The following is a 21,583-nucleotide window of genomic DNA, read 5'->3' on the forward strand; positions in this document are numbered from 1 at the left end:
CGCCCCGGCGCTGCACACCTTACCGCCAGCACCTTGTGAAACCCAATGTCGTCAGCGCCGACGTCCTCTTCGAGGAATTCCGCGCCGCCCTGAAATGGGAATGGGTCGCCGGGCTCGGCGCCTCCGAGCGCCGCTTCGACGAAGTGGCCGTGCGCTCCGCGCGCTCCGGGGCCGACCTCGTCGGCTACCTGAACTACATCCACCCCTACCGCGTGCAGATCCTGGGCGAGCGCGAGATCGCCTACCTGAGCAATGCGTCGCCCGACGACTGCAAGCGCCGCATCGCCCGCATCGTGACGCTGGAGCCGCCGGTGCTGGTGCTGGCCGACAACCAGACCGCGCCCGACGCGCTGGTCTCGATGTGCGAGCGCGCACAGATCCCGATGTTCTCGACGCACGAGTCCTCGGCGTTCGTCATCGACGTGCTGCGTGCCTACCTGTCCAAGCACTTTGCCGACCGCACCACGATGCACGGCGTGTTCATGGACATCCTGGGGCTGGGGGTGCTCATCACCGGAGAATCGGGCCTGGGCAAGAGCGAGCTGGGCCTGGAGCTGATCTCGCGCGGCAACGGCCTGGTGGCCGACGATGCGGTCGACTTCTACCGCATCAACCAGACCACCATCGAAGGCAAGTGCCCCGAGCTGCTGCAGAACCTGCTGGAAGTGCGCGGCATCGGCCTCCTGGACATCCGCGCCATCTTTGGCGAGACGGCGGTGCGCCGCAAGATGCGCCTCAAACTCATCGTGCACCTGGTGCGCAAGGAGACGCTGGAGCGCGAATACGAGCGCCTGCCGTACGAGCCGCTCACGCAGGACGTGCTGGGCGTGCCCGTGCTCAAGGTCGTGATCCAGGTGGTCGCCGGCCGCAACATCGCCGTGCTGGTCGAAGCCGCCGTGCGCAACACCATCCTGCAGCTACGCGGCATCGATACCTACCAGGAATTCGTCGAGCGCCACCGCCGCGCCATGGAACGCGACACGGGTGGTTAGGCCCGAATGCTATTGATTTGATAGCTGCTTGCGCTGGATGGATAAGCGGCAGAGCCTGTTTTGGCTCAAATGGGGCCTGCCTGAGTGCCTTTGCCCACCGAACCCTCGCCGGGATTCGCGGACCCCGGGTACGCCTCACGCCAAGGCAAAGGGCCAAAGAGCTTCACACCCCCGAACGCCCCCATCGTCACGGCCCACCAGAGTAGAGCCCCCACACCGTAAACACTGACGCTCCCCCAACGCCGGTGCACCCGTGGAACCGGCTCCGCCGGGCCACCGGGTGCGTCCCCTGGAGGGGAGGGCGCCGAAGGCGACTCAGGGGCGAGTTACTTGCTAGCGCAGGCCGCGCACTGGCCGTACAAGGCCATGGTGTGGTCGTGGACGACCCAGCCCTTGGCCTTGGCCACGGCCTGCTGGCGCTTTTCGATCTCCGCGTCGTAGAACTCTTCCACCTTGCCGCACGAGGTGCACACGAAGTGGTCGTGGTGCTGGCCTTCATTGAGCTCGTACACCGCCTTGCCGCTCTCGAAGTTGCTGCGGATCAGGATACTGGCCTGCTCGAACTGGGTGAGCACGCGGTACACGGTGGCCAGGCCGATGTCCGAGCGCTCTTCCAGCAGCACGCGGAACACGTCTTCGGCCGTCATGTGTCGCTGTGCGCCCTTCTGGAAGATTTCCAGGATCTTCAGGCGGGGCAGCGTGGCCTTGAGTCCCGTGCTTTTGAGTTCGTCGATGTTGGTCATGGCATGGTCTTTCGGGATGCCGGCCTGGGCCCCCGGGTCCGGGGGGCCTGCCGCTACAATGGGGCGATCATATCCTCAGCCCTTTTATCCATGCCCGTCAAAGCCACTTGCAGCGCCCGCCTGGGCCTGGTCCTTTTGATCGGTGCTGGCGTGGCCACCCTGGCCGGATGCGGCAGCCTCAACGGCGCCAGCGACCGCATCGCCAACATCGTCACCCCCTACAAGATCGACGTCGTCCAGGGCAATTTCGTCTCGCGCGAGCAGGTCGAAGCCCTGCAGCCCGGCATGAGCCGCCAGCAGGTGCGCGAGATCCTGGGCACGCCGCTGCTCACCAGCCTGTTCCATGCAGACCGCTGGGAGTACGTGTTCACGCTCAAACGCCCTGGCGAAGAAGCCCAGACCCGCAAGCTGACCGTGTTCTTCAAGGGCGATGCGCTCGAGCGCTCCGAGGGCGACACCATGCCCACCGAGACCGAGTTCGTCGCCACGCTGGGCTCCAAGGGGTCCAAGAGCAAGGTGCCGGTGCTGGAAGCCACGCCCGAGCAGCTGGCGCGGTTCCCCGCCTCGGCGCGGCCCACCACGCCGCCGACGGCCGCCCCGCTGGAGCCCGCCTCCGTCAGCTACCCGCCGCTGGAAGCCCCCGCGCGCTGACCCGGCCCGCCGCAGCGCGTGGCATGTCCGGCGCTGCACCCACGATTTTCATGACAGGATTTTCATGACAGGGACTTCAACCCCCGCTGCCACCGCTCCGTGCCGCGTGGCCGTGGCTGGCGCCTCCGGCCGCATGGGCCGCATGCTCATCGAAGCCATCCGCGCCACGGACGACCTGGTGCTCGCCGGTGCGCTCGATGTGTCCGCCAGCCCCGGCATCGGCTCCGATGCCACCGCCTTCCTGGGCCACGCCAGCGGCGTGGCCATCACGGCCGACATCGCCACCGGCCTGAAGAACGCCGACGTGCTGATCGACTTCACCCGCCCCGAAGGCACGCTGGCCCACCTGGCCGTGTGCAGCCGCCTGGGCGTGAAGGCCGTGATCGGCACCACGGGCTTCTCGGACGAGCAAAAAGCCGAGATCGCGGCCCACGCGCAGAGCACCGCCATCGTGATGGCGCCCAACATGAGCGTGGGCGTCAACGTCACGCTCAAGCTGCTGCAGATGGCCGCCAAGGCCATGGCCACCGGCTACGACATCGAGATCATCGAAGCCCACCACCGCCACAAGGTGGACGCCCCTTCGGGCACCGCGCTCAAGATGGGCGAAGTCATCGCCGAGGCCCTGGGCCGCGACCTCAAGGACTGCGCCGTCTACGCCCGCGAAGGCGTGACCGGCGAGCGCGACCCGTCGAGCATCGGCTTTGCGGCCATCCGCGGCGGCGACATCGTGGGCGACCACACGGTGCTGTTCGCGGGCATCGGCGAGCGCATCGAGATCTCGCACAAGTCCTCCAACCGCGCCGGCTATGCCCAGGGCAGCCTGCGCGCCGTGCGCTTCCTGGCAGAGCGCAAGACGGGCATGTTCGACATGTTCGACGTGCTCGATCTGCACTGATCCATGGACGCGCTGCACTGGTGGCGCCAGGGCGATGCGGTGACGCAGGTCACCGCCTTGCTGCTGCTGGCCATGTCGGTCGCGAGCTGGGTCGTGATCGTCTGGAAGCTGCGCCTGATGCGCCGCGCCAGCGCCGACGTGGCGCGCAGCACCGCGGCCTTCTGGCAGGCGCCGTCGCTCGACATGGCATCGCAACGCTTGCAGGCTTTTGACCGGGAAGCGCTGGTCCTGCCGCTCGTGGTTGCTGCAAATTCCATAGCAAGCTCCGCCACGGCCGCATCGGCCAGCCTGGCCACGCAGGGCAGCCTGGCCACGCAGCTCACCCGCGTGCTGCGCGACGCCCTGCACGGCGTGCTGGGGCGCCTGCAGTTCGGCCAGGTGATGCTGGCCACCGTGGGTTCCACGGCGCCCTTCGTAGGGCTGCTGGGCACCGTGTGGGGCATCTACCATGCGCTCACCGCCATGGCCGGTGCCGGGCAGATCACCATCGACCGCGTGGCCGGCCCCGTGGGCGAGGCGCTGATCATGACCGCCGCCGGCCTGGCCGTGGCCATCCCGGCGGTGCTGGCCTACAACGTGTTCGGCCGGTTGATCGGGCGCATCGAAGCCGATCTGGAAGGCTTCGCACGCGATCTGCGCGAATTGCTGATCGACCAAGCGGTGGCGCGGGGGGCTTTGCCGCCCGCCGCAGGCGCGGCCTGAGCCACACCCCGGCACCCTCACCAGGACACCTTCCATGGCTTTCGGACGGCTGGAACGCACCACGGGCCCGCAGCCCATGAGCGACATCAACATGACGCCGCTGGTCGACGTGATGCTGGTACTGGTGGTCATCTTCATCCTGACCGCGCCGCTGCTGGCCAGCTCCATCCGGCTCGACCTGCCCCGCAGCGAAGGCGCCACGCCGGGCTCCGCGCCCCAGGCCATCACGCTGGTGGTGGACGCCCAGGGCCAGGCCTATCTGGACGACCAGCCCCTGAGCCAGCCCGCATTGGCCGAGCGCCTGCGCCGCATCGGCGCCGAGCAGCCCGACACTGAGGTGCAGCTGCGCGCCGATGCCGCCGTGCCCTATGGCCGCGTGGTCGAGGTCATGGGCGCGGCGCACCTGGCGGGCCTGCAGCGCATCGGTTTCGTGGCCGAACCGGCGCCACCCGCCGCGCCATCTACCGCGCCATCCGCCGGGCCAACCTCCACGCCAGCGGCCGCCGCGCAGCCGCCCCGCACGCCCTGAAATCGCGCCCGGCACGGCGTGCCGGCCCCGGTTGGCCATGGCGTGCTGCAATGACAGGCGCATGACCGCCTAAAATCCGCCCAGCGCAGCACCGCACGCGGCTGCACCCCCCTCTCACCCCGAGCCCCCATGCAAGACAAATATTCTCCCCAAGACGTCGAACGCGCCGCGCACGACCACTGGACCGCCACCGACGCCTACCGCGTGACGGAAGATACGAGCAAGAAGAAGTTCTACGCCTGCTCGATGCTGCCCTACCCCAGCGGCAAGCTGCACATGGGCCATGTGCGCAACTACACGATCAACGACATGCTGGCGCGCTACCTGCGCATGAACGGCCACAACGTGCTCATGCCCATGGGCTGGGACGCCTTCGGCCTGCCGGCCGAGAACGCTGCGCTCAAGAACGGCGTGCCGCCCGCCAAGTGGACGTACGAGAACATCGCGTACATGAAGCAGCAGATGCAGGCCATGGGCCTGGCCATCGACTGGAGCCGCGAGGTCGCCACCTGCGACCCCGAGTACTACCAGTGGAACCAGTGGCTGTTCCTCAAGATGCTGGGCAAGGGCATCGCCTACCGCAAGACCCAGGTCGTGAACTGGGACCCGGTGGACCAGACCGTGCTGGCCAATGAACAGGTCATCGACGGCAAGGGCTGGCGCACCGGCGCGACGGTCGAAAAGCGCGAGATTCCCGGCTACTACCTTAAGATCACCGACTACGCCGACGAGCTGCTCGACTTCGTGACCGGCGACAAGCTGCCCGGCTGGCCCGAGCGCGTGAAGCTGATGCAGGAGAACTGGATCGGCAAGAGCGAAGGCGTGCGCTTCGCCTTCACGCACGACGTTCGCGGCGACGACGGCGCGCTGATCGGCGACGGCAAGATGTACGTGTTCACCACGCGCGCCGACACCATCATGGGCGTGACCTTCTGCGCCGTGGCGCCCGAGCACCCGCTGGCCGCGCACGCCGCCAAGAGCAACCCCGCGCTCGCAGCCTTCATCGAGGAATGCAAGAACGGCGGCACCACCGAGGCCGAGCTCGCCACGCAAGAGAAGAAGGGCCTGCGCACCGGCCTGTTCGTCACGCACCCGCTGACCGAAGAGCAGGTCGAGGTCTGGGTCGGCAACTACGTGCTGATGAGCTACGGCGACGGCGCCGTGATGGGCGTGCCCGCGCACGACGAGCGCGACTTCGCCTTTGCGCTCAAGTACGGCATCGAGATCAAGCAGGTCGTGCTGGTCGACGGCGAGAGCTTCAACTACCACCAGTGGCAGGACTGGTATGGCGACAAGCAGCGCGGGGTGACCATCAACTCCGACAGCTTCAGCGGCCTGTCCTTCAAGGACGCCGTGAACGCCGTCGCCCATGCGCTGGAGCAAAAGGGCCTGGGCGAGAAGAAGACCACCTGGCGCCTGCGCGACTGGGGCGTCTCGCGCCAGCGCTACTGGGGTACGCCGATCCCGATCATCCACTGCGAAGAGCACGGCGCCGTGCCCGTGCCCGAGAAGGATCTGCCCGTGGTGCTGCCACAGGACTGCATCCCCGACGGCTCCGGCAACCCGCTGCACAAGCACGAGGGCTTCCACGCCGGCGTGACCTGCCCCGTGTGCGGCAAGGCCGCGCGCCGCGAGACCGACACCATGGACACCTTCGTGGACAGCTCGTGGTACTTCATGCGGTACTGCGACCCCAAGAAGAGCGATGCCATGGTGGGCGAAGGCACGGCCTACTGGATGCGCGACCAGAAGTCGGCCACCGGCGGTGCCGGCATGGACCAGTACATCGGCGGCATCGAGCACGCCATCCTGCACCTGCTGTACGCGCGCTTCTGGACCAAGGTCATGCGCGACCTGGGCCTGGTGACGGTGGATGAGCCCTTTGCGCACCTGCTCACGCAGGGCATGGTGCTCAACCACATCTACTACTGGCGCGACGAAAAGGGCGGCAAGAACTACTTCCCGCCCGAAGCCGTCACGCAGGTGCTCGATGCCCAGGGCCGCATCGTGGGCGGCCGCCTGACCGAGGCCGAGGGCCAGTACCCGCAGGGCCTGCAGCTGGAGTACGGCGGCGTCGGCAAGATGGGCAAGACCGAGCGCAACGGCGTCGACCCGCAGGACCTCATCGCCAAGTACGGCGCCGACACGGCCCGCCTGTACACCATGTTCACCGCCCCGCCGGAGGCCACGCTGGAGTGGAACGACGCCGCGGTGGAAGGCAGCTACCGCTTCCTGCGCCGCGTGTGGAACTTCGGCGTGAAGCTGTCTGCTATGGATATGGGAGCTGCTACCGCAAGCGTGGCAAGCGCGAGCAGCCTGAATGACGTCGAATTCGGCAAAGAGGCCAAGGCCCTGCGCCGCGAGATCCACAACGTGCTCAAGCAGGTGGACTATGACTACCAGCGCATGCAGTACAACACCGTGGTCTCGGGCGCGATGAAGATGATCAACGCACTGGAAGACTTCAAGGCCGCCGACTCCGCCGGTGCCCAGGTCGCGCTGATCGAAGGCTTCGGCATCCTGCTGCGCGTGCTCTACCCCGCCACGCCGCACATCGCGCACAGCCTGTGGAGCGGCCTGGGCTACGCCAGCCACCTGGGCGACCTGCTCGACGCGGCCTGGCCGCAGGTCGATGCCGGCGCGCTGGTGCAGGACGAGATCGAGCTCATGCTGCAGGTCAACGGCAAGCTGCGGGGCTCCATCCACGTGCCGGCCCAGGCCGACAAGGCCGAGATCGAGCGCGTGGCACTGGCCAGCGAAGCCTTCACCGCGCAAGCGGCAGGCGCGGCGCCCAAGCGCGTGATCATCGTGCCCGGCCGCCTCGTGAACGTGGTGATTTAACTGGCTGACCCGGCCGATGAAGCGACGACTCCCTGACGCGCTGCGCGCCTGCCACCCCATCGCACTTTGCGGGAGTGGTCCCGGTGCCGGTGCCGGTGCCGCGCCGGTGGCTGGCCTCGCCTGCCGTGTGGCAGCGTCAGGCCCGGGCCGCGCAGGGTAGATAGCTTCTTCTGGTCGCGCGACCGCAATGGATGACTGATATGCAAAGACGTACGCTGCTGACCTTCGCCCCTGCCGCCTTGCTGGCGGGATGCGGCTTTCGCCTGCGGGGCGTGCCGGAGTTCGGCTTCGAGACGCTCTACATCGCCGCGCCCGCCGCCTCGCCCCTGGCCCGCGAACTCCAGCGCACGCTGGCGGGCTCCGGCGGCAAGCTGCAGGTGGTGCGCGAGGCCAGCGGCATGACCACCGCGCAGGCCATCATGGACCTGCTGCAGGAGCAGCAGGAGCGCGTGGTGGTGGGCCTGAACGCCTCCGGCCAGGTGCGCGAACTGCAACTGCGCCTGCGCGTGAAATTCCGCCTGCGCACCCAGGCCGGCGTGGAGCTGATCCCCGAGACCGAACTGCTGCAGCAGCGCGACATCAGCTACAACGAAACCATCGCCCTGGCCAAGGAAGCGGAAGAGGCGCTGCTGTACCGCAACATGCGCACGGACATCGTGCAGCAGCTCATGCGGCGCTTGGCTGTGGTCAGGCTCTGATCAATTTTTGAACGGTTGCGTCCCTCGCTGGGCGCTGTCGGGTGGATTTCTGTCTTTCGCCCGCTGCAGGTCAATACTGGCGCGCCCCAAAGCCAGGGCAGCCGCGCAAGGGCTGCCCCGCCTCTGGCGGCCAGCACCGAGGCGCGCAGCGCCTCAGGGGGATCGCCTCATCAACGTGCTCTTGCCGAACAACGACTCCACCAGGTCCACCGCCAGCACCGCCGTGCGGTTGCGCACATCGAGCGCCGGGTTGACCTCCACGATGTCCAGCGAAGCCAGGCGCCCGCTGTCGGCGATCATCTCCATGCACAGCTGCGCCTCGCGGTAGGTCGGGCCGCCGGGCACCAGGGTGCCCACGCCGGGCGCGATCTCCGGGTCCAGAAAGTCCACGTCGAAGCTCACGTGCAGGTGGGTGTTGTCGTCCACACCCGCCAGTGCCTGCTGCATGGTGGCGCGCATGCCCATCTCGTCGATGTAGCGCATGTCGAAGACCTCCAGGCCCTGCTCGTGCACAAAGCGCTTCTCGCCCGCATCCACGCTGCGGATGCCGATCTGGCGGATCTGGCCGGGCGTGAGGGCAGGGCGCCCGCCGGGCATGCCCGCCAGCTGCGTGAGTTCTGCCGGGCCAAAGCCGCACAGGCAGGCCACCGGCATGCCGTGCACGTTGCCACTGGGGGTCAGCGCGCTGGTGTTGAAGTCGGCATGCGCGTCGAGCCACAGCACGCGCAGGGTCTTGCCCACGTCGAGGCAGTGGCGCGCCACCGCGCTGATGCTGCCCAGGCCCAGGCAGTGGTCGCCGCCCATCAGGATGGGCAGGTGGCCCTGCTGCAGCTCGGCGTACACCGCATCGAACACATGCTGGTTCCACGCCACCACCTCGGCCAGGTGCCGGTAGCCGGCGTCGGGCGGCTGCCAGGGGTTGGCGGGGCCGTTGAGGTTGCCCCGGTCGAGCACGGTCAGGCCATGGCTCTCCAGCGCGGGCTGAAGCCCTGCCACCCGCAGGGCTTCAGGCCCCATGGAGGCGCCGCGCGCGCCCGCGCCGACGTCGGTGGGGGCGCCGATGAGGCTGATGGCGGGCGCCGTAGGGTGGGGCGAGGAGGTCATGAACAAAGCCTTTGTGGGGAGCTGAAGGGGTCGGGGCATCCGGGATCGGGGTGCGCCGTGGTGGCGGGATTGTCTGCGCAGCGCGCGCCAATGAACAGTCAGACAGCTGCTCCATCGGGCGCGTGCGCTGTGCAATCTGCGGGCTGGCGCTGGCGATCTGCGCAACGCGGGCTTGCTGATGGGGGCGCTGGCGGCCGGCCGACCCCTCGCCCGGTCCGTCCGCAGTCCGTGGCAGGGGGCCAAGGCGATAAACTTTGCCGTATGCAACTCGCCCTGGCCCAACTCTCCTCTCACCTCCAAAAGGGCCTGTCGCCGCTGTACGTGCTGCACGGCGACGAACCCCTGCTGCAGCAGGAGGCGGCCGACAGCATCCGCGCCGCGGCGCGGGCCCAGTGCTACACCGAGCGCAGCAGCTACACGGTGGCGGGCGCTCACTTCGACTGGAGCGCGGTGCTGGCGGCGGGCGGCAGTCTGAGCCTGTTCGCCGACAAGCAGATCGTGGAGATCCGCATCCCCTCGGGCAAGCCCGGCAAGGACGGCAGCGTGGCCCTGCAGCAGGTGGCCGACGCGGCGCGCGGCAACGACAGCACGCTCACGCTCGTCATGCTGCCGCGCCTGGACAAGGCCACCCGCAGCGGCGCCTGGTTTGCCGCGCTGGAGGCCAACGGCACCTCGATCCAGATCGACACCATCGAGCGCGGCATGCTGCCGCAGTGGATCGCCCAGCGCCTGGCCGCGCAGGGCCAGCGCGTGGTGGCGGGCGAGGAGGGCCAGCGCACGCTGCAGTTCTTTGCCGACCGCGTGGAGGGCAACCTGCTGGCCGCCCACCAGGAGATCAGCAAGCTGGCGCTGCTGCACCCGGCGGGTGAACTGAGCCAGGCCCAGGTCGAGGCAGCGGTGCTCAATGTGGCGCGCTACGACGTGTTCAAGCTGTCCGAGTCCGTGCTGTCCGGCCAGACCGCGCGCGTGCAGCGCATGCTCGACGGCCTGCAGGCCGAAGGCGAGGCAGAAGTGCTGGTGCACTGGGCGCTGGCCGAGGACATCCGCGCCTTGAAGCGCGTGAAGGACGCGATGAACGCCGGCCGTCCCCTGCCCATGGCCCTGCGCGAGAACCGCATCTGGGGAGCCAAGGAAAAGCTGTATGAGCGCATCCTGCCCAAGGCCAGCGACGCCGCCCTGGCACGCCTGCTGCAGTCGGCCCACACGGTGGACGGCATCGTCAAGGGCCTGAAGGTACCCGACTGGCCGCAGAACGGCTGGCAGGCGCTGCAGCGGCTGGCGTTTCAGGTGTGCCGGCTGACGCAGGCGGCGCGGTGACCGGCGCTGCACCTGGTTTCAGATAAAAATAGCCGCTACCGCTTGTCCATCAAGCGCCGGCAGCTATCAAATTGGTAGTAATGTTCAGGCGGCGTCCAGCGCGCCGCGCGCCTTGTCCACCCACATCTCCAGGTTGGCGACGAGATCCTTCTGGCTGAACGAGCAGCTTTCTTCCGAGAACAGCGCGCTGGATTCCAGCCGGTCCAGCAGGCCGTGCAGCACCTCGGTGTAGCGCGGCGGCAGGGCGGCCAGCAGGTCGGTCTGGGCGCGGGCGGTGGTGCTCAGGGCGGACGCTGACAGCGTCCCGTGGCTGAAGGCCTGCAGGGCGTCATGGACAGGTTGGAGCAGGTGGGCGCGGGTCATGGGCGGCTCTGGATGCGGGCGATGGGGGCGGGGTGGCAAGGGTAACAGGCGCTCAATGGGCCGCACAGAGGGTATCTGCGGCAAAATCGCCGGATGAACGCCCTCAACGTCGCTGAATACACGCACACCCTCGGCCTGCAGGCCAAAACGGCCTCGGCGCTGATGGCCAAAGCGCCGTCAGCTATCAAAAACAAAGCGCTCAAGGCGCTGGCCCGCTTGCTGCGCGAGAACGTGGATGCGCTGCAGGTTGACAACGCCCGGGACCTGGACCGTGCCCGCACCGCCGGCCTTGCCGAGCCGATGGTGGACCGCCTCAAACTCAGCCCCAAGGTGCTGGAGACCTGTGCCGAAGGCTGCGAGCAGTTGGCCGCCATGCCCGAAATCATTGGCGAGATCCTGGGCATGAAGCAGCAGCCCAGCGGCATCCGCGTGGGCCAGATGCGCGTGCCGATCGGCGTGTTCGGCATGATCTACGAGAGCCGGCCCAACGTGACCATCGAGGCCGCGTCGCTGTCCATCAAAAGCGGCAACGCCTGCATCCTGCGCGGCGGCTCCGAGGCCATCGATTCCAACAAGGCCCTGGCCAAGCTGGTGCAGCAGGCGCTGGCCGAGGCCGGCCTGCCGCAGGACGCGGTGCAGCTGGTGCAGACCACCGACCGCGAGGCCGTGGGCCAGCTCATCGCCATGCCGCAGTTCGTGGACGTGATCATCCCGCGCGGCGGCAAGGGCCTGATCGAGCGCATCAGCCGCGACGCCAAGGTGCCCGTCATCAAGCACCTGGACGGCAACTGCCACACCTATGTGGACGACCCCTGCGACATCGCCATGGCGGTGAAGGTGGCCGACAACGCCAAGACGAACAAGTACAGCCCCTGCAACGCGAGCGAAGGCCTGCTGGTGGCGCGCGGTGTGGCGGCCGACTTCTTGCCCAAGATCGGCGCCGTGTATGCCGCCAAGGGCGTGGAGATGCGCGGCTGCCCCGAGTCGCTGGCCATCTTGAAGAAGGTGGCCGGCGCCCAACTGGCCCAGGCCACGGAACAGGACTGGAGCGAGGAGTACCTCGCGCCCATCATCAGCATCAAGGTGGTGGCGGGTGTGGACGAGGCCATCGCCCACATCAACCACTACTCCAGCCACCACACCGACGCCATCCTCACCACCAACCACGTGCACGCCCAGCGGTTCTTGCGCGAGGTGGATTCGGCCAGCGTGATGGTGAACGCGAGCACGCGCTTTGCCGACGGCTTCGAGTACGGGCTGGGGGCCGAGATCGGCATCAGCACCGACAAATTCCACGCGCGTGGGCCGGTGGGCCTGGAGGGGCTGACCTCGCTCAAGTACGTGGTGCTGGGCGATGGCGAAGTCCGCGTTTGATTTGCTCTTGTTTTGATAGCTGCTGGCGCTTGCTGATCAAGCGGTAGGAGCCAAAAACACATGAAAATCATCATCCTCGGAGCGGGCCGCGTGGGCCAGAGCGTGGCCGACAGCCTGGTGTCCGAGCGCAACGACATCACCGTCATCGACACCAATGCCGAGCGCCTGCGCGACCTGGAGTCGCGCTACGACCTGCGCGGTGTGGTGGGCAGCGGCATCGAGCCCAACGTACTGGCGGAGGCCGGCGCGCACGACACCGACCTCTTGATCGCCTGCGCCGCGCAGGACGAGACCAATCTGGTGTGCTGCAAGATCGCGCAGCTGATGTTCAACATCCCCAAGCGCATCGCTCGCGTGCGGTCCACCGGCTTCGAAGGCGAAGAGCGCCTGGTGGGCCCCGAGGGCTTTGCGGTGGACCGCATCATCTGCCCCGAAGAATCGCTCACCCGTTACATCGCCAAGCTCATCGACTACCCCGAGGCGATGCAGGTGCGTGAATTCGCCGGGGGCCGGGCCTGCCTGGTGTCGGTGCGCGCACGCGTGGGGGCGCCCATGGTGGGCCACACCATCGGCGACCTGCGCGACAAGGCGCCCGAGCTGGCCATGCGCATGGTGGCCATCTACCGGCGCTTTCCGGACGAGCCCGACCGCTTCATCGCCTGCGATGGCCGCACGCGCATCGAGCCCGGCGACGAGGTCTTCGTGCTGGCCGCGCAGGAGCGCATTGCCGATGTGCTGGGCGCCCTGCACCGCCCGCAGGGCCAGCCCTCCAAGCCCGTGCGCCGCATCATGATCGCTGGTGGCGGCCGGGTGGGGCTGCGCTTGGCGCGGCAGCTGGCGCAGGCGCCGGGGCGCTTCAACATCAAGATCATCGAGGACCACGCGGACCGCTGCGTGGAGCTGGCGTCGTCCCTGCCCACCAACGTGTTGGTGCTGCAGGGCGACACCACCGACGAGGACCTGCTGGGCGACGAGGGCATCGAAGAGGTGGACCTGTTCCTCGCGCTCACCGACGACGACGAGGACAACATCATGTCCTGCCTGCTGGCCAAGCGCATGGGCGCCAGCCGGGTGCTGGCGCTCATCAACCGGCGCAGCTATGCCGACCTGATGCACGGCACGCAGATCGACATCGCGCTGTCGCCCGCGCAGGCCATGCTGGGCGAGCTGCTGGCCTATGTGCGCCAGGGCGATGTGCAGGCGGTGCACAGCCTGCGCCGGGGCGTGGCCGAGGCGCTGGAGATCGTGGTGCGCGGCGACCGCAAGAGCTCGCGCGTGGTGGGTCGCAAGGTGAGCGAGCTGCAGCTGCCGCGCGACGTGCACATGGGGCTGATCGTGCGCGGCCTGCCCGACGCCTACGACGTGTCGCAGGGTGCCGTGCAGGACCTGCGCGAGCCCGAGGTCATCATCCCGCGCAGCTCCACCGTGATCGAGAGCAACGACCACGTGGTGTTCTTCCTGCCGCACAAGCGGCTGGTGCGCGACGTGGAAAAGCTGTTCCGCGTGAGCGCGACGTTCTTTTGATGCACCCCCCTGAGTCGCTTCGCGCCTTCCCCCCGCTCTCGCAGCGCTGCGCACTGCGGGCAGGGGGACGCCGCCAGCGCACGGAGGCGAAGCGCCGCCTCTGCAGCGCGTCGGCCCTTGCGCGGCGGCCCTCGCCTGGGCTGCGCCAGTATTGGCAGCTGCATGCGATGTTGGCGGCCATGAACCCAGGGTGCTGGCCATGACGGACATGTTTCCCGTCCTGCGCGTGCTGGGCATCCTCATCATGATCTTCTCGCTGTCGATGGGCGTGCCGCTGGCGGTGTCGCTGTGGACCGGCGACGGCGTGTGGCACGTGTACCCGATGGCGATGGCCGCCACGCTGGCCGCGGGTGCCTGGCTGTGGTGGCGGCTGCGCCTGTTCCGCCAGGAGCTGCAGCCGCGCCACGGCGTGATGCTGGTGTCGCTGGTCTGGCTGCTGCTGCCGCTGTCGGCCGCGGTGCCGCTGATGCTGGCCGGGCACCACATCGGGCGGCCGATGTCGTTCACCTATGCGTACTTCGAGGCCGTGTCGGGGTTGACCACCACGGGCTCGACGGTGCTGGCGGGGCTCGATACGCTGCCGGTGTCGGTCAACGTGTGGCGCACCTTCCTGCAGTGGATGGGCGGCATGGGCATCCTGATCCTGGCCGTGGCCGTGCTGCCGCTGCTGGGCGTGGGCGGCAGCCAGCTTTTCAAGGCCGAGGCGGCGGGGCCGCTGAAAGACACCAAGCTCACGCCGCGCATGACCGGCACGGCCAAGGGGCTGTGGGGCGTGTACGCGATGTTCTCGGTGGCCTGCGGCCTGGCGTTCTGGCTGGGGGGCATGGGCCCGCTCGATGCGCTGATGCACATGTTCGCCACGGTGAGCCTGGGCGGGCTCTCGTCGCACGACGCGAGCTTCGGGTACTTTCAGTCGCCACTGCTCGAGGCGATCTGCATCGTCTTCATGCTGGTGGCCAGCTGCAATTTTGCGCTGTACTTCGTTGCGATCCGCAAGGGGCAGTGGAGCGGCTTCTGGGGCGACCCGGAGCTGCGCGCCACGCTGCTGACCCTGGTCGGCGGCGGGCTGCTGGTGTCGCTGCTGCTGTGGGCCAAGGGCGTGTACGAGCCGCTCGTGGCCCTGCGCCACGGCATGTTCAACCTGGTGTCCATGGCCACGACGACCGGGTTCGCCACGGTGGACTACCTGGCCTGGCCGGTGTTCGCGCCGGTGTTCATGCTGCTGCTGTCGGGCGTGGCGACCAGTGCGGGGTCTACCGGCGGGGGCATCAAGATGGTCCGCATGCTCATCCTCGTCAAGCAGGCGCGCCGCGAGATGAACCGCCTGGTGCACCCGCGCGCGGTGCAGCCGGTGCGGCTGGGCGACGCGGTGGTGGACAACCGGGTGATTTTCTCGGTGCTGGCCTTCATGCTGGTGTATGGCGGCACGGTCTTTGGCCTGTCAATGGTGATGCTGCTGACCGACCTGGACCCGGTGACCGCGTTCTCGGTGGTGCTGGCCAGCGTGAACTGCGCGGGGCCGGGGCTGGGCATGGTGGGGCCGGCGTCCAACTACGCGGTGCTGACCGACTTTCAGATCTGGGTGTGTACGCTGGGCATGCTGCTGGGCCGGCTGGAGATCCTGAGTTTCATGGCCCTGCTCACGCCCGCTTTCTGGCGCCGTTGACCCCGCGGGCTGCCGCGCCGCCTTGCGAAAAGGGAAGGCGGCCCCAAATCCCTACAATTCGTCGCAATTTGCTTCCCCAAGGGCACCTATGGTTCCGCATCTCATCACGGCCCTCACCGGGCCGATCAACGAACTTGAACAGCGCATCCTGGACTCGATGCCCGCCATCGAACGCTGGTTCAGGCTGGAGTGGATGGAGCACACGCCCCCGTTCTACACCTCGGTGGACATCCGCAATGCGGGCTTCAAGCTCGCGCCCGTGGACACCAACCTGTACCCCGGCGGCTGGAACAACCTGACCAAGGAGATGCTGCCCCTGGCCGTGCAGGCCGCCATGGCCGCCATCGAGAAGATCTGCCCCGAGGCGCGCAACCTCCTGATCATTCCGGAAAACCACACGCGCAACACCTTCTACCTGGCCAACGTGGTGCAGCTGCAGCGCATCTTCAACATGGCGGGCCTGAACGTGCGCGTGGGCTCCATCAGCCCCGAGATCAAGAAGCCCACGCTGATCGAGCTGCCCAACGGCGACACGGTGACGCTGGAGCCCGTGGTGCGCACCAAGGGCCGGCTGGGGCTCAAGAACTTCGACCCGTGCACCATTTTGCTGAACAACGACCTGTCGGCCGGGCCCCCGGGCATCCTGGAAGACATCCACGAGCAGTACCTGTTGCCCCCGCTGCACGCGGGCTGGAGCGTGCGCAGAAAGAGCACCCACTTCAAGAACTACGAAGAGGTGGCCAAGCGCTTCGGCAAGATGCTGGGCATCGACCCCTGGCTCGTGAACCCCATGTACAGCCAGTGCGACGGCGTGGACTTTGCCGAGGACAAAGGCATGGACAAGCTGCAGACCACAGTAGACGCGCTGCTGACCAAGGTGCGCCGCAAATACAAGGAATACGGCATCAACGAAAAGCCGTTCGTCATCGTCAAGGCCAACAACGGCACCTACGGCATGGGCATCATGACCGTGCGCGATGCCAAGGAGCTGGACGCGGTCAACCGCAAGACCAAGAACAAGATGGCGGTCATCAAGGACGGCCAGCCGGTCAGCGACCTCATCATCCAGGAAGGCGTGCTGACGCAGGAGCGGGTGCATGAAGCCGTGGCCGAACCCGTGGTCTACATGATGGACCGCTACGTGGTCGGCGGCTTCTACCGCATGCATGCCGAGCGCGGCGTGGACGAGAACCTGAACGCCCCGGGCGCGAGCTTCGTGCCGCTGGCCTTCGAGCACAGCACGCACATGCCCCAGCCCGGCGTGCGTCCCGGGGTGAGCGCGCCCAACCGCTTTTACATGTACGGCGTGGTGGCGCGCCTGGCCATGCTGGCCGCCAGCTACGAACTGGAAGCCACCAACCCCGACGCCGAGATCTACGACTGAGGTGAGTGGACCCCCTGAGGCGCTGCGCGCCTTCCCCCACGGGGGACGCACCCCGTGGCCTGGCAAAGCCAGTTCCACGGGTGCACTGGCCTTGGCCGCGCCAGTTTATGCACCTGGGTGGCGCGCGCAACGCAATGGATCGCTGCGACGGATTTGCACGCAATAACTCCACACCGTTCACAGCGGTCGGGCTGAGCCTATCGAAGCCTTGCGTGGCGCTGCCGTGGCGGCCATGCCATGTCTGCGGTGCGCTGCCAAGCCGTGAATCACCGCCGAGTTGCTGCGCTGCAACATAGTGCAAGCCCTCCAGACGCGGCCGGGGGCACGGGCGCACAATAGCGTTCCCAAAAGTAACGGAACCCCGCCAGACTCTGCGTGGGGTAGGTCAGTGCAAAGCTCCAAATCATCGCTCGCAGCGCTCACGCTGGGCGCCATCGGTGTTGTGTACGGCGATATCGGCACCAGCGTGCTGTACGCCATGAAGGAGGTGTTCGGGTCCGGCCACGTGCCGTTCACCCAGGACAACATCTACGGTGTCCTTTCCATCTTCTTCTGGACGCTCACGGTCATCGTGTCGCTCAAGTACGTGGTGCTGGTGCTGCGGGCCGACAACCACGGTGAAGGCGGGCTCATCGCCATGCTGGCCCTGGCCTCGCAGGCCGTCAAGGACAAGCCCCGGCTGCGCTCGGTGCTGCTGGGCGTGGGCATCTTCGGCACATCCCTGTTCTATGGCGACGGGGTCATCACGCCCGCCATCTCGGTGCTGTCGGCGGTAGAGGGGCTGGAGGTCGTCTCGCCCCACTTCAAGCAGTATGTGATCCCGCTCACGCTGATCGTGCTGTTCTGCCTGTTCGTCGTGCAAAAGCGCGGCACGGGCGGCATCGGCAAGTTCTTCGGGCCCATCACGCTGATCTGGTTCATCACCATTGCGGCGCTGGGCGTCTCGCACATCGTGGGGCACCCTGAGATCCTGTGGGCGCTGAGCCCGCACCATGCCCTGGGCTTCATGTGGGCCAACCCGGGCACCAGCTTCATCATCCTGGGCGCGGTGGTGCTGTGCGTGACCGGTGCCGAGGCGCTGTACGCCGACCTGGGCCACTTCGGCAAGCGGCCCATCCGCCTGGCGTGGTTCGGCGTGGCGATGCCGGCGCTCACGCTCAACTACTTCGGCCAGGGCGCGCTGCTGCTGGCGGAGCCCGAGGCCGTCAAGAACCCGTTCTACATGATGGCGCCCGACTGGGCGCTGATCCCGCTGGTCATCATGGCCACCATGGCCACGGTGATCGCGTCGCAGGCGCTCATCACCGGCGCCTTCAGCGTGACCAAGCAGGCCATCCAGCTCGGCTACCTGCCGCGCCTGAACATCCAGCACACCAGCGTGCGCGACACGGGCCAGATCTACATGCCGCTGGTCAACTGGGGGCTGTTCGTGGCCATCGTGCTGGCCGTGGTGATGTTCCGCTCGTCGAGCAACCTGGCCGCCGCGTATGGCATTGCCGTCACGCTGGACATGCTGATCACCACCATCCTGACCTTCTTCGTGATTCGCTACGGCTGGGGCTACCCGCTGGCGCTGTGCATCGCCGCCACGGGCTGCTTCTTCGTGGTGGACCTGGCGTTCTTCGCATCCAACCTGCTCAAGCTCTTTCAGGGCGGTTGGTTCCCGCTGATGATCGGCGGCATCGTGTTCGCCTTCATGATGACCTGGAAGGAGGGGCGCCGCCTGCTCAACGACAAGCTGCGCGCCGATGCCATCGATCTCAAGGATTTTCTGGAGTCGGTGTTCATCAGCCCGCCCACGCGGGTGGAGGGCACGGCGGTGTTCCTGACGGCGGAGGCGGGTGCGGTGCCCAATGCGCTCTTGCACAACCTCAAGCACAACAAGGTGCTGCACCAGCAGAACCTGTTCGTCACGGTGCACAACCACGAAACGCCGTGGATCGGCCTGGACAAGCGCCTGCAGGTCGAGTCCCTGGGCCACGACTGCTGGCAGGTGGTGATCCACTACGGCTTCAAGAACGACCCCGACCTGCCGCGGGCCCTCGAGCTGCTGCGCGGCCGCGGCTGCGAGCTGGAGTCCATGACGACCAGCTACTTCCTCTCGCGCGACACCGTCATCCCCACCATCGGCAGCGGCATGGCCCCCTGGCGCGAGAAGCTGTTCGCCCAGATGCACCACAACGCCAGCGGCGCGGCGGACTTTCTGCACCTGCCCAACAACGCGGTGGTCGAGTTGGGGTCGAAGATCGAAATCTGACCGCGGTGCGGCGCGGCGGGACAGGGGCGGGGTGGGAGGTGTTTGGGCCTCTGCCGCTTGTCCTGCAAGCGCTAGCAGCTATAGAAAATATAGCAACTGTGCTGTGCAAGCCTGGGTGCCAGAATCCAGCCCATGCAATTCTTCAAAGACCTGAGCCTGTCGGCCTTCACCGCGGGCTTCGTCGCGGTGCTGGTGGGCTTCACGAGTTCCGTCGCCATCGTGTTCCAGGCCGCGCAGGCCTTTGGCGCCACCCCGGCGCAGATCACTTCCTGGATGTGGGCGCTGGGCCTGGGCATGGGGCTGTGCTCGCTGGTGCCTTCGTTGCTGCTGCGCAAGCCCGTGATGATTGCCTGGTCCACCCCCGGTGCGGCGGTGCTGGCCACCGCCGGCCTGGCGGGTGGCTTCAGCATGGGCGAGGCGGTCGGCGCATTCATGCTCAGTGCCGCGCTGGTGGCACTGGCCGGCATGACGGGCTGGTTCGAGCGGGTCATGAACCGCATTCCGATGGAGATCGCGGCGGCGCTGCTGGCCGGGGTGCTGGCGCGGTTCGGCCTGCAGGCCTTTGCGGCGGCGCAGACGGCGCTGCCGCTGGTGCTGACCATGCTGGTCGTCTACCTGTTCGCCCGCAAGTTCGCGGCGCGCTATGCGGTGGTGATCACGCTGGCCGTCGCGGTGGTGTTTGTGGCGCTGCAGGGGCAGATGGCGTGGTCTGCCGTGCATCTGGAGTTGGCCATGCCGGTATTCACCGCACCCACATTCAGCCTGTCGGCCGCCATCAGCCTGGCCATTCCGCTGTTTGTGGTGACCATGGCCTCGCAGAACCTCCCGGGCGTGGCGGTGATGCGCGCCTCGGGCTACGAGATGCCCGTCTCCCGCCTCATCACGCTGACGGGCGTGGCCACGCTGGTGCTTGCACCGTTCGGCGCCTTCGCGCTGAGCTTCAGTGCCATCACCGCCGCCATGTGCATGGGCCCCGAGGCGCATGAAGACCGCCGCCGCCGCTACACCGCGGCCGTGTCGTGCGGAGCGCTGTATGTGGCCATCGGCCTGTTCGGCGCGGTGATCACCGGCTTGCTCACGGCATTCCCGCAGGAGCTGATCGTGGCCATCGCAGGCCTGGCCCTGCTCGGCACCATCGGCAACGGCCTGGCCGTGGCCATCCGCGATGAACAGCACCGCGAGGCGGCGTTGATCACCTTCCTCGTCACGCTGAGCGGCGTGGTCATCGCCGGTGTGGGGTCGGCCTTCTGGGGCGTGGTCGCCGGCAGCTTTGCGCTATTTGTGCAACAGTACAGGCGTTCGCCGGCCCGAGGAGCCTGACGCGGGCCCCGGCTGCACCTGCAGCGGCTGGCGGCCCCGCCCTTGGGGATGGCGGTGCGGCCTCTATATATAAGGTGGACGACCTGCCCAGGCGTCTGCTCCCAGCGCTCTTAGACATCTGACACCATGACCCTGCTCTTCATCGCCGACCCCCTGCACAGCTTCAAGATCTACAAGGACACCACCTTCGCCATGATGCGCGAGGCCCAGCGCCGCGGCCACACGCTGGCAGTGTGCGAGCCCCAGCACATCTCCTGGCAGCGCGGTGGCAAGGTCGTGGCCCAGGTCACCGACATCCGCCTGACAGGCGACGCCACCCACTGGCACGAGGCGCAGCCCGAACGCACCGCCGAGCTGGTGGAGTTCGATGCCGTGCTGATGCGCAAGGACCCGCCGTTTGACAGCGAGTATTTCTACGCCACCCACCTGCTGGAGCAGGCCGAGCGCGAAGGCGCACGCGTGTTCAACAAGCCCCGGGCACTGCGCGACCATCCCGAGAAACTGGCGATCATGGAGTTTCCCCAGTTCATCGGGCCGACACTGGTCACACGCAGCCCGGCGGACATCCGGGCGTTCCACGCAGAGCACCGCGACATCATCCTGAAGCCGCTGGACGGCATGGGTGGCATGGGCATCTTCCGCGTGGGGCCTGATGGCCTCAACCTGGGCAGCATCACCGAGACGCTGAACCGCAACGGTACGCAAAGCGTGATGGTGCAGAAGTTCTTGCCGGAGATCGTCGAGGGCGACAAGCGCGTGCTGGTCATCGGCGGCAAGCCGGTGCCTTATTGCCTGGCGCGCATTCCGCAGGGCACCGAAGTGCGCGGCAACCTGGCGGCCGGCGGCAAGGGCGTGGCCCGCCCCCTGTCGGCACGCGACCAGGAAATCGGTGAAGCCCTGGGCCCCATCCTGCAAGCGCGTGGCTTGCTGCTGGCGGGCGTGGACGTCATTGGCGATTGCGTCACAGAGATCAATGTCACCAGCCCCACGTGCTTCCAGGAGATCTTCGACCAGACAGGGTGCGATGTCGCTGCGCTCTTCATCGATGCGCTGGAAGCTGCCATGAAGGCGCCAGCTGGTTTGTAGGCCAATTTCTCCACAACTTGTAGCGAAGCGCCCAAAACGGTGCTATAGTCGAGGGCTTCGCTACTGAGACGGCTGCTGCAGATTGCAGGAGATGTTGAAGTTCAGGAGGTTGGTTGGTGATGAAGACTTCTGGT

18 protein-coding genes are annotated in these 21,583 nt (G+C 67.4%); 15 read left to right on the forward strand and 3 right to left on the reverse strand.

The window, feature by feature from the left end; all coding sequences use genetic code 11:
- Nucleotides 1-35: 35 nt before the first annotated feature.
- Entirely contained in the window at nucleotides 36-992 is a 957-nt protein-coding gene (gene hprK, locus ACSQ3D_RS23300) for an HPr(Ser) kinase/phosphatase (protein ID WP_056411436.1), read from the forward strand.
- Nucleotides 993-1,318: 326 nt separating this feature from the next.
- On the opposite strand, the gene fur is transcribed toward hprK, so the two are convergent.
- The gene (gene fur / locus ACSQ3D_RS23305; protein WP_056411439.1) at nucleotides 1,319-1,735 is read right to left on the reverse strand and encodes a ferric iron uptake transcriptional regulator; all 417 of its coding nucleotides are present in this window, start codon (nucleotides 1,733-1,735) and stop codon (nucleotides 1,319-1,321) included.
- A gap of 90 nt (nucleotides 1,736-1,825) precedes the next feature.
- Between fur and ACSQ3D_RS23310 the strand changes: the two genes are divergently transcribed.
- The 6 genes from ACSQ3D_RS23310 (at nucleotide 1,826) to ACSQ3D_RS23335 (ending at nucleotide 8,054) form a co-directional block, all read left to right on the forward strand.
- A complete protein-coding gene (locus tag ACSQ3D_RS23310) occupies nucleotides 1,826-2,386 on the forward strand; it encodes an outer membrane protein assembly factor BamE (protein ID WP_056411441.1) in 561 nt (186 codons plus the stop codon).
- Nucleotides 2,387-2,450: 64 nt separating this feature from the next.
- Nucleotides 2,451-3,284, forward strand: a complete 834-nt coding sequence (gene dapB / locus ACSQ3D_RS23315; protein ID WP_436128498.1) for a 4-hydroxy-tetrahydrodipicolinate reductase — start codon at nucleotides 2,451-2,453, stop codon at nucleotides 3,282-3,284.
- A 3-nt stretch (nucleotides 3,285-3,287) separates the two neighbouring features.
- Nucleotides 3,288-3,986, forward strand: coding sequence for a MotA/TolQ/ExbB proton channel family protein (locus ACSQ3D_RS23320; RefSeq protein ID WP_056411443.1), 699 nt, complete (start codon nucleotides 3,288-3,290; stop codon nucleotides 3,984-3,986).
- Nucleotides 3,987-4,020: 34 nt separating this feature from the next.
- Nucleotides 4,021-4,515 carry an ExbD/TolR family protein gene (locus ACSQ3D_RS23325; RefSeq protein ID WP_436128499.1) on the forward strand — a complete coding sequence of 165 codons (495 nt, stop codon included), beginning with the start codon at nucleotides 4,021-4,023 and terminating at the stop codon, nucleotides 4,513-4,515.
- Nucleotides 4,516-4,644: 129 nt separating this feature from the next.
- Nucleotides 4,645-7,356 carry a leucine--tRNA ligase gene (gene leuS / locus ACSQ3D_RS23330; RefSeq protein WP_436128500.1) on the forward strand — a complete coding sequence of 904 codons (2,712 nt, stop codon included), beginning with the start codon at nucleotides 4,645-4,647 and terminating at the stop codon, nucleotides 7,354-7,356.
- Between the two features lie 200 nt (nucleotides 7,357-7,556).
- Complete coding sequence (locus ACSQ3D_RS23335; protein ID WP_436128501.1) at nucleotides 7,557-8,054, forward strand: LPS assembly lipoprotein LptE; 498 nt, start codon at nucleotides 7,557-7,559, stop codon at nucleotides 8,052-8,054.
- Nucleotides 8,055-8,207: 153 nt separating this feature from the next.
- On the opposite strand, the gene rocF is transcribed toward ACSQ3D_RS23335, so the two are convergent.
- Entirely contained in the window at nucleotides 8,208-9,158 is a 951-nt protein-coding gene (gene rocF, locus ACSQ3D_RS23340; protein ID WP_436128502.1) for an arginase, read from the reverse strand.
- 261 nt (nucleotides 9,159-9,419) lie between these two features.
- Here rocF and holA point away from each other — a divergent pair, with 261 nt between their 5' ends.
- Nucleotides 9,420-10,475, forward strand: coding sequence for a DNA polymerase III subunit delta (gene holA, locus ACSQ3D_RS23345; RefSeq protein ID WP_436128503.1), 1,056 nt, complete (start codon nucleotides 9,420-9,422; stop codon nucleotides 10,473-10,475).
- Between the two features lie 84 nt (nucleotides 10,476-10,559).
- Here holA and ACSQ3D_RS23350 read toward each other — a convergent pair whose 3' ends face one another.
- On the reverse strand, nucleotides 10,560-10,838 hold the full coding sequence (locus ACSQ3D_RS23350; protein ID WP_436128504.1) for a hypothetical protein: 279 nt from the start codon (nucleotides 10,836-10,838) through the stop codon (nucleotides 10,560-10,562).
- A gap of 93 nt (nucleotides 10,839-10,931) precedes the next feature.
- Here ACSQ3D_RS23350 and ACSQ3D_RS23355 point away from each other — a divergent pair, with 93 nt between their 5' ends.
- From ACSQ3D_RS23355 to gshB, 7 genes are all read left to right on the forward strand, one after another.
- Nucleotides 10,932-12,212 (forward strand): glutamate-5-semialdehyde dehydrogenase, encoded by a 1,281-nt coding sequence (locus tag ACSQ3D_RS23355; protein ID WP_436128505.1) that lies wholly within the window; start codon nucleotides 10,932-10,934, stop codon nucleotides 12,210-12,212.
- Between the two features lie 60 nt (nucleotides 12,213-12,272).
- A complete protein-coding gene (trkA, locus tag ACSQ3D_RS23360) occupies nucleotides 12,273-13,736 on the forward strand; it encodes a Trk system potassium transporter TrkA (RefSeq protein WP_436128506.1) in 1,464 nt (487 codons plus the stop codon).
- Between the two features lie 199 nt (nucleotides 13,737-13,935).
- The gene (locus ACSQ3D_RS23365; RefSeq protein ID WP_436128507.1) at nucleotides 13,936-15,402 is read left to right on the forward strand and encodes a TrkH family potassium uptake protein; all 1,467 of its coding nucleotides are present in this window, start codon (nucleotides 13,936-13,938) and stop codon (nucleotides 15,400-15,402) included.
- An 88-nt stretch (nucleotides 15,403-15,490) separates the two neighbouring features.
- Nucleotides 15,491-16,786 (forward strand): glutamate--cysteine ligase, encoded by a 1,296-nt coding sequence (gene gshA / locus ACSQ3D_RS23370; protein WP_436128508.1) that lies wholly within the window; start codon nucleotides 15,491-15,493, stop codon nucleotides 16,784-16,786.
- A 388-nt stretch (nucleotides 16,787-17,174) separates the two neighbouring features.
- Nucleotides 17,175-19,043 (forward strand): potassium transporter Kup, encoded by a 1,869-nt coding sequence (locus ACSQ3D_RS23375; protein ID WP_436128509.1) that lies wholly within the window; start codon nucleotides 17,175-17,177, stop codon nucleotides 19,041-19,043.
- Between the two features lie 132 nt (nucleotides 19,044-19,175).
- The gene (locus tag ACSQ3D_RS23380) at nucleotides 19,176-20,363 is read left to right on the forward strand and encodes a benzoate/H(+) symporter BenE family transporter (protein WP_436128510.1); all 1,188 of its coding nucleotides are present in this window, start codon (nucleotides 19,176-19,178) and stop codon (nucleotides 20,361-20,363) included.
- 126 nt (nucleotides 20,364-20,489) lie between these two features.
- Nucleotides 20,490-21,449, forward strand: a complete 960-nt coding sequence (gene gshB, locus ACSQ3D_RS23385; protein ID WP_436128511.1) for a glutathione synthase — start codon at nucleotides 20,490-20,492, stop codon at nucleotides 21,447-21,449.
- Nucleotides 21,450-21,583: the final 134 nt, after the last annotated feature.

Origin of the sequence: Acidovorax sp. LjRoot117 (genome assembly GCF_964252695.1) — a bacterium.
Taxonomy (GTDB): Bacteria; Pseudomonadota; Gammaproteobacteria; order Burkholderiales; family Burkholderiaceae_C; genus Acidovorax.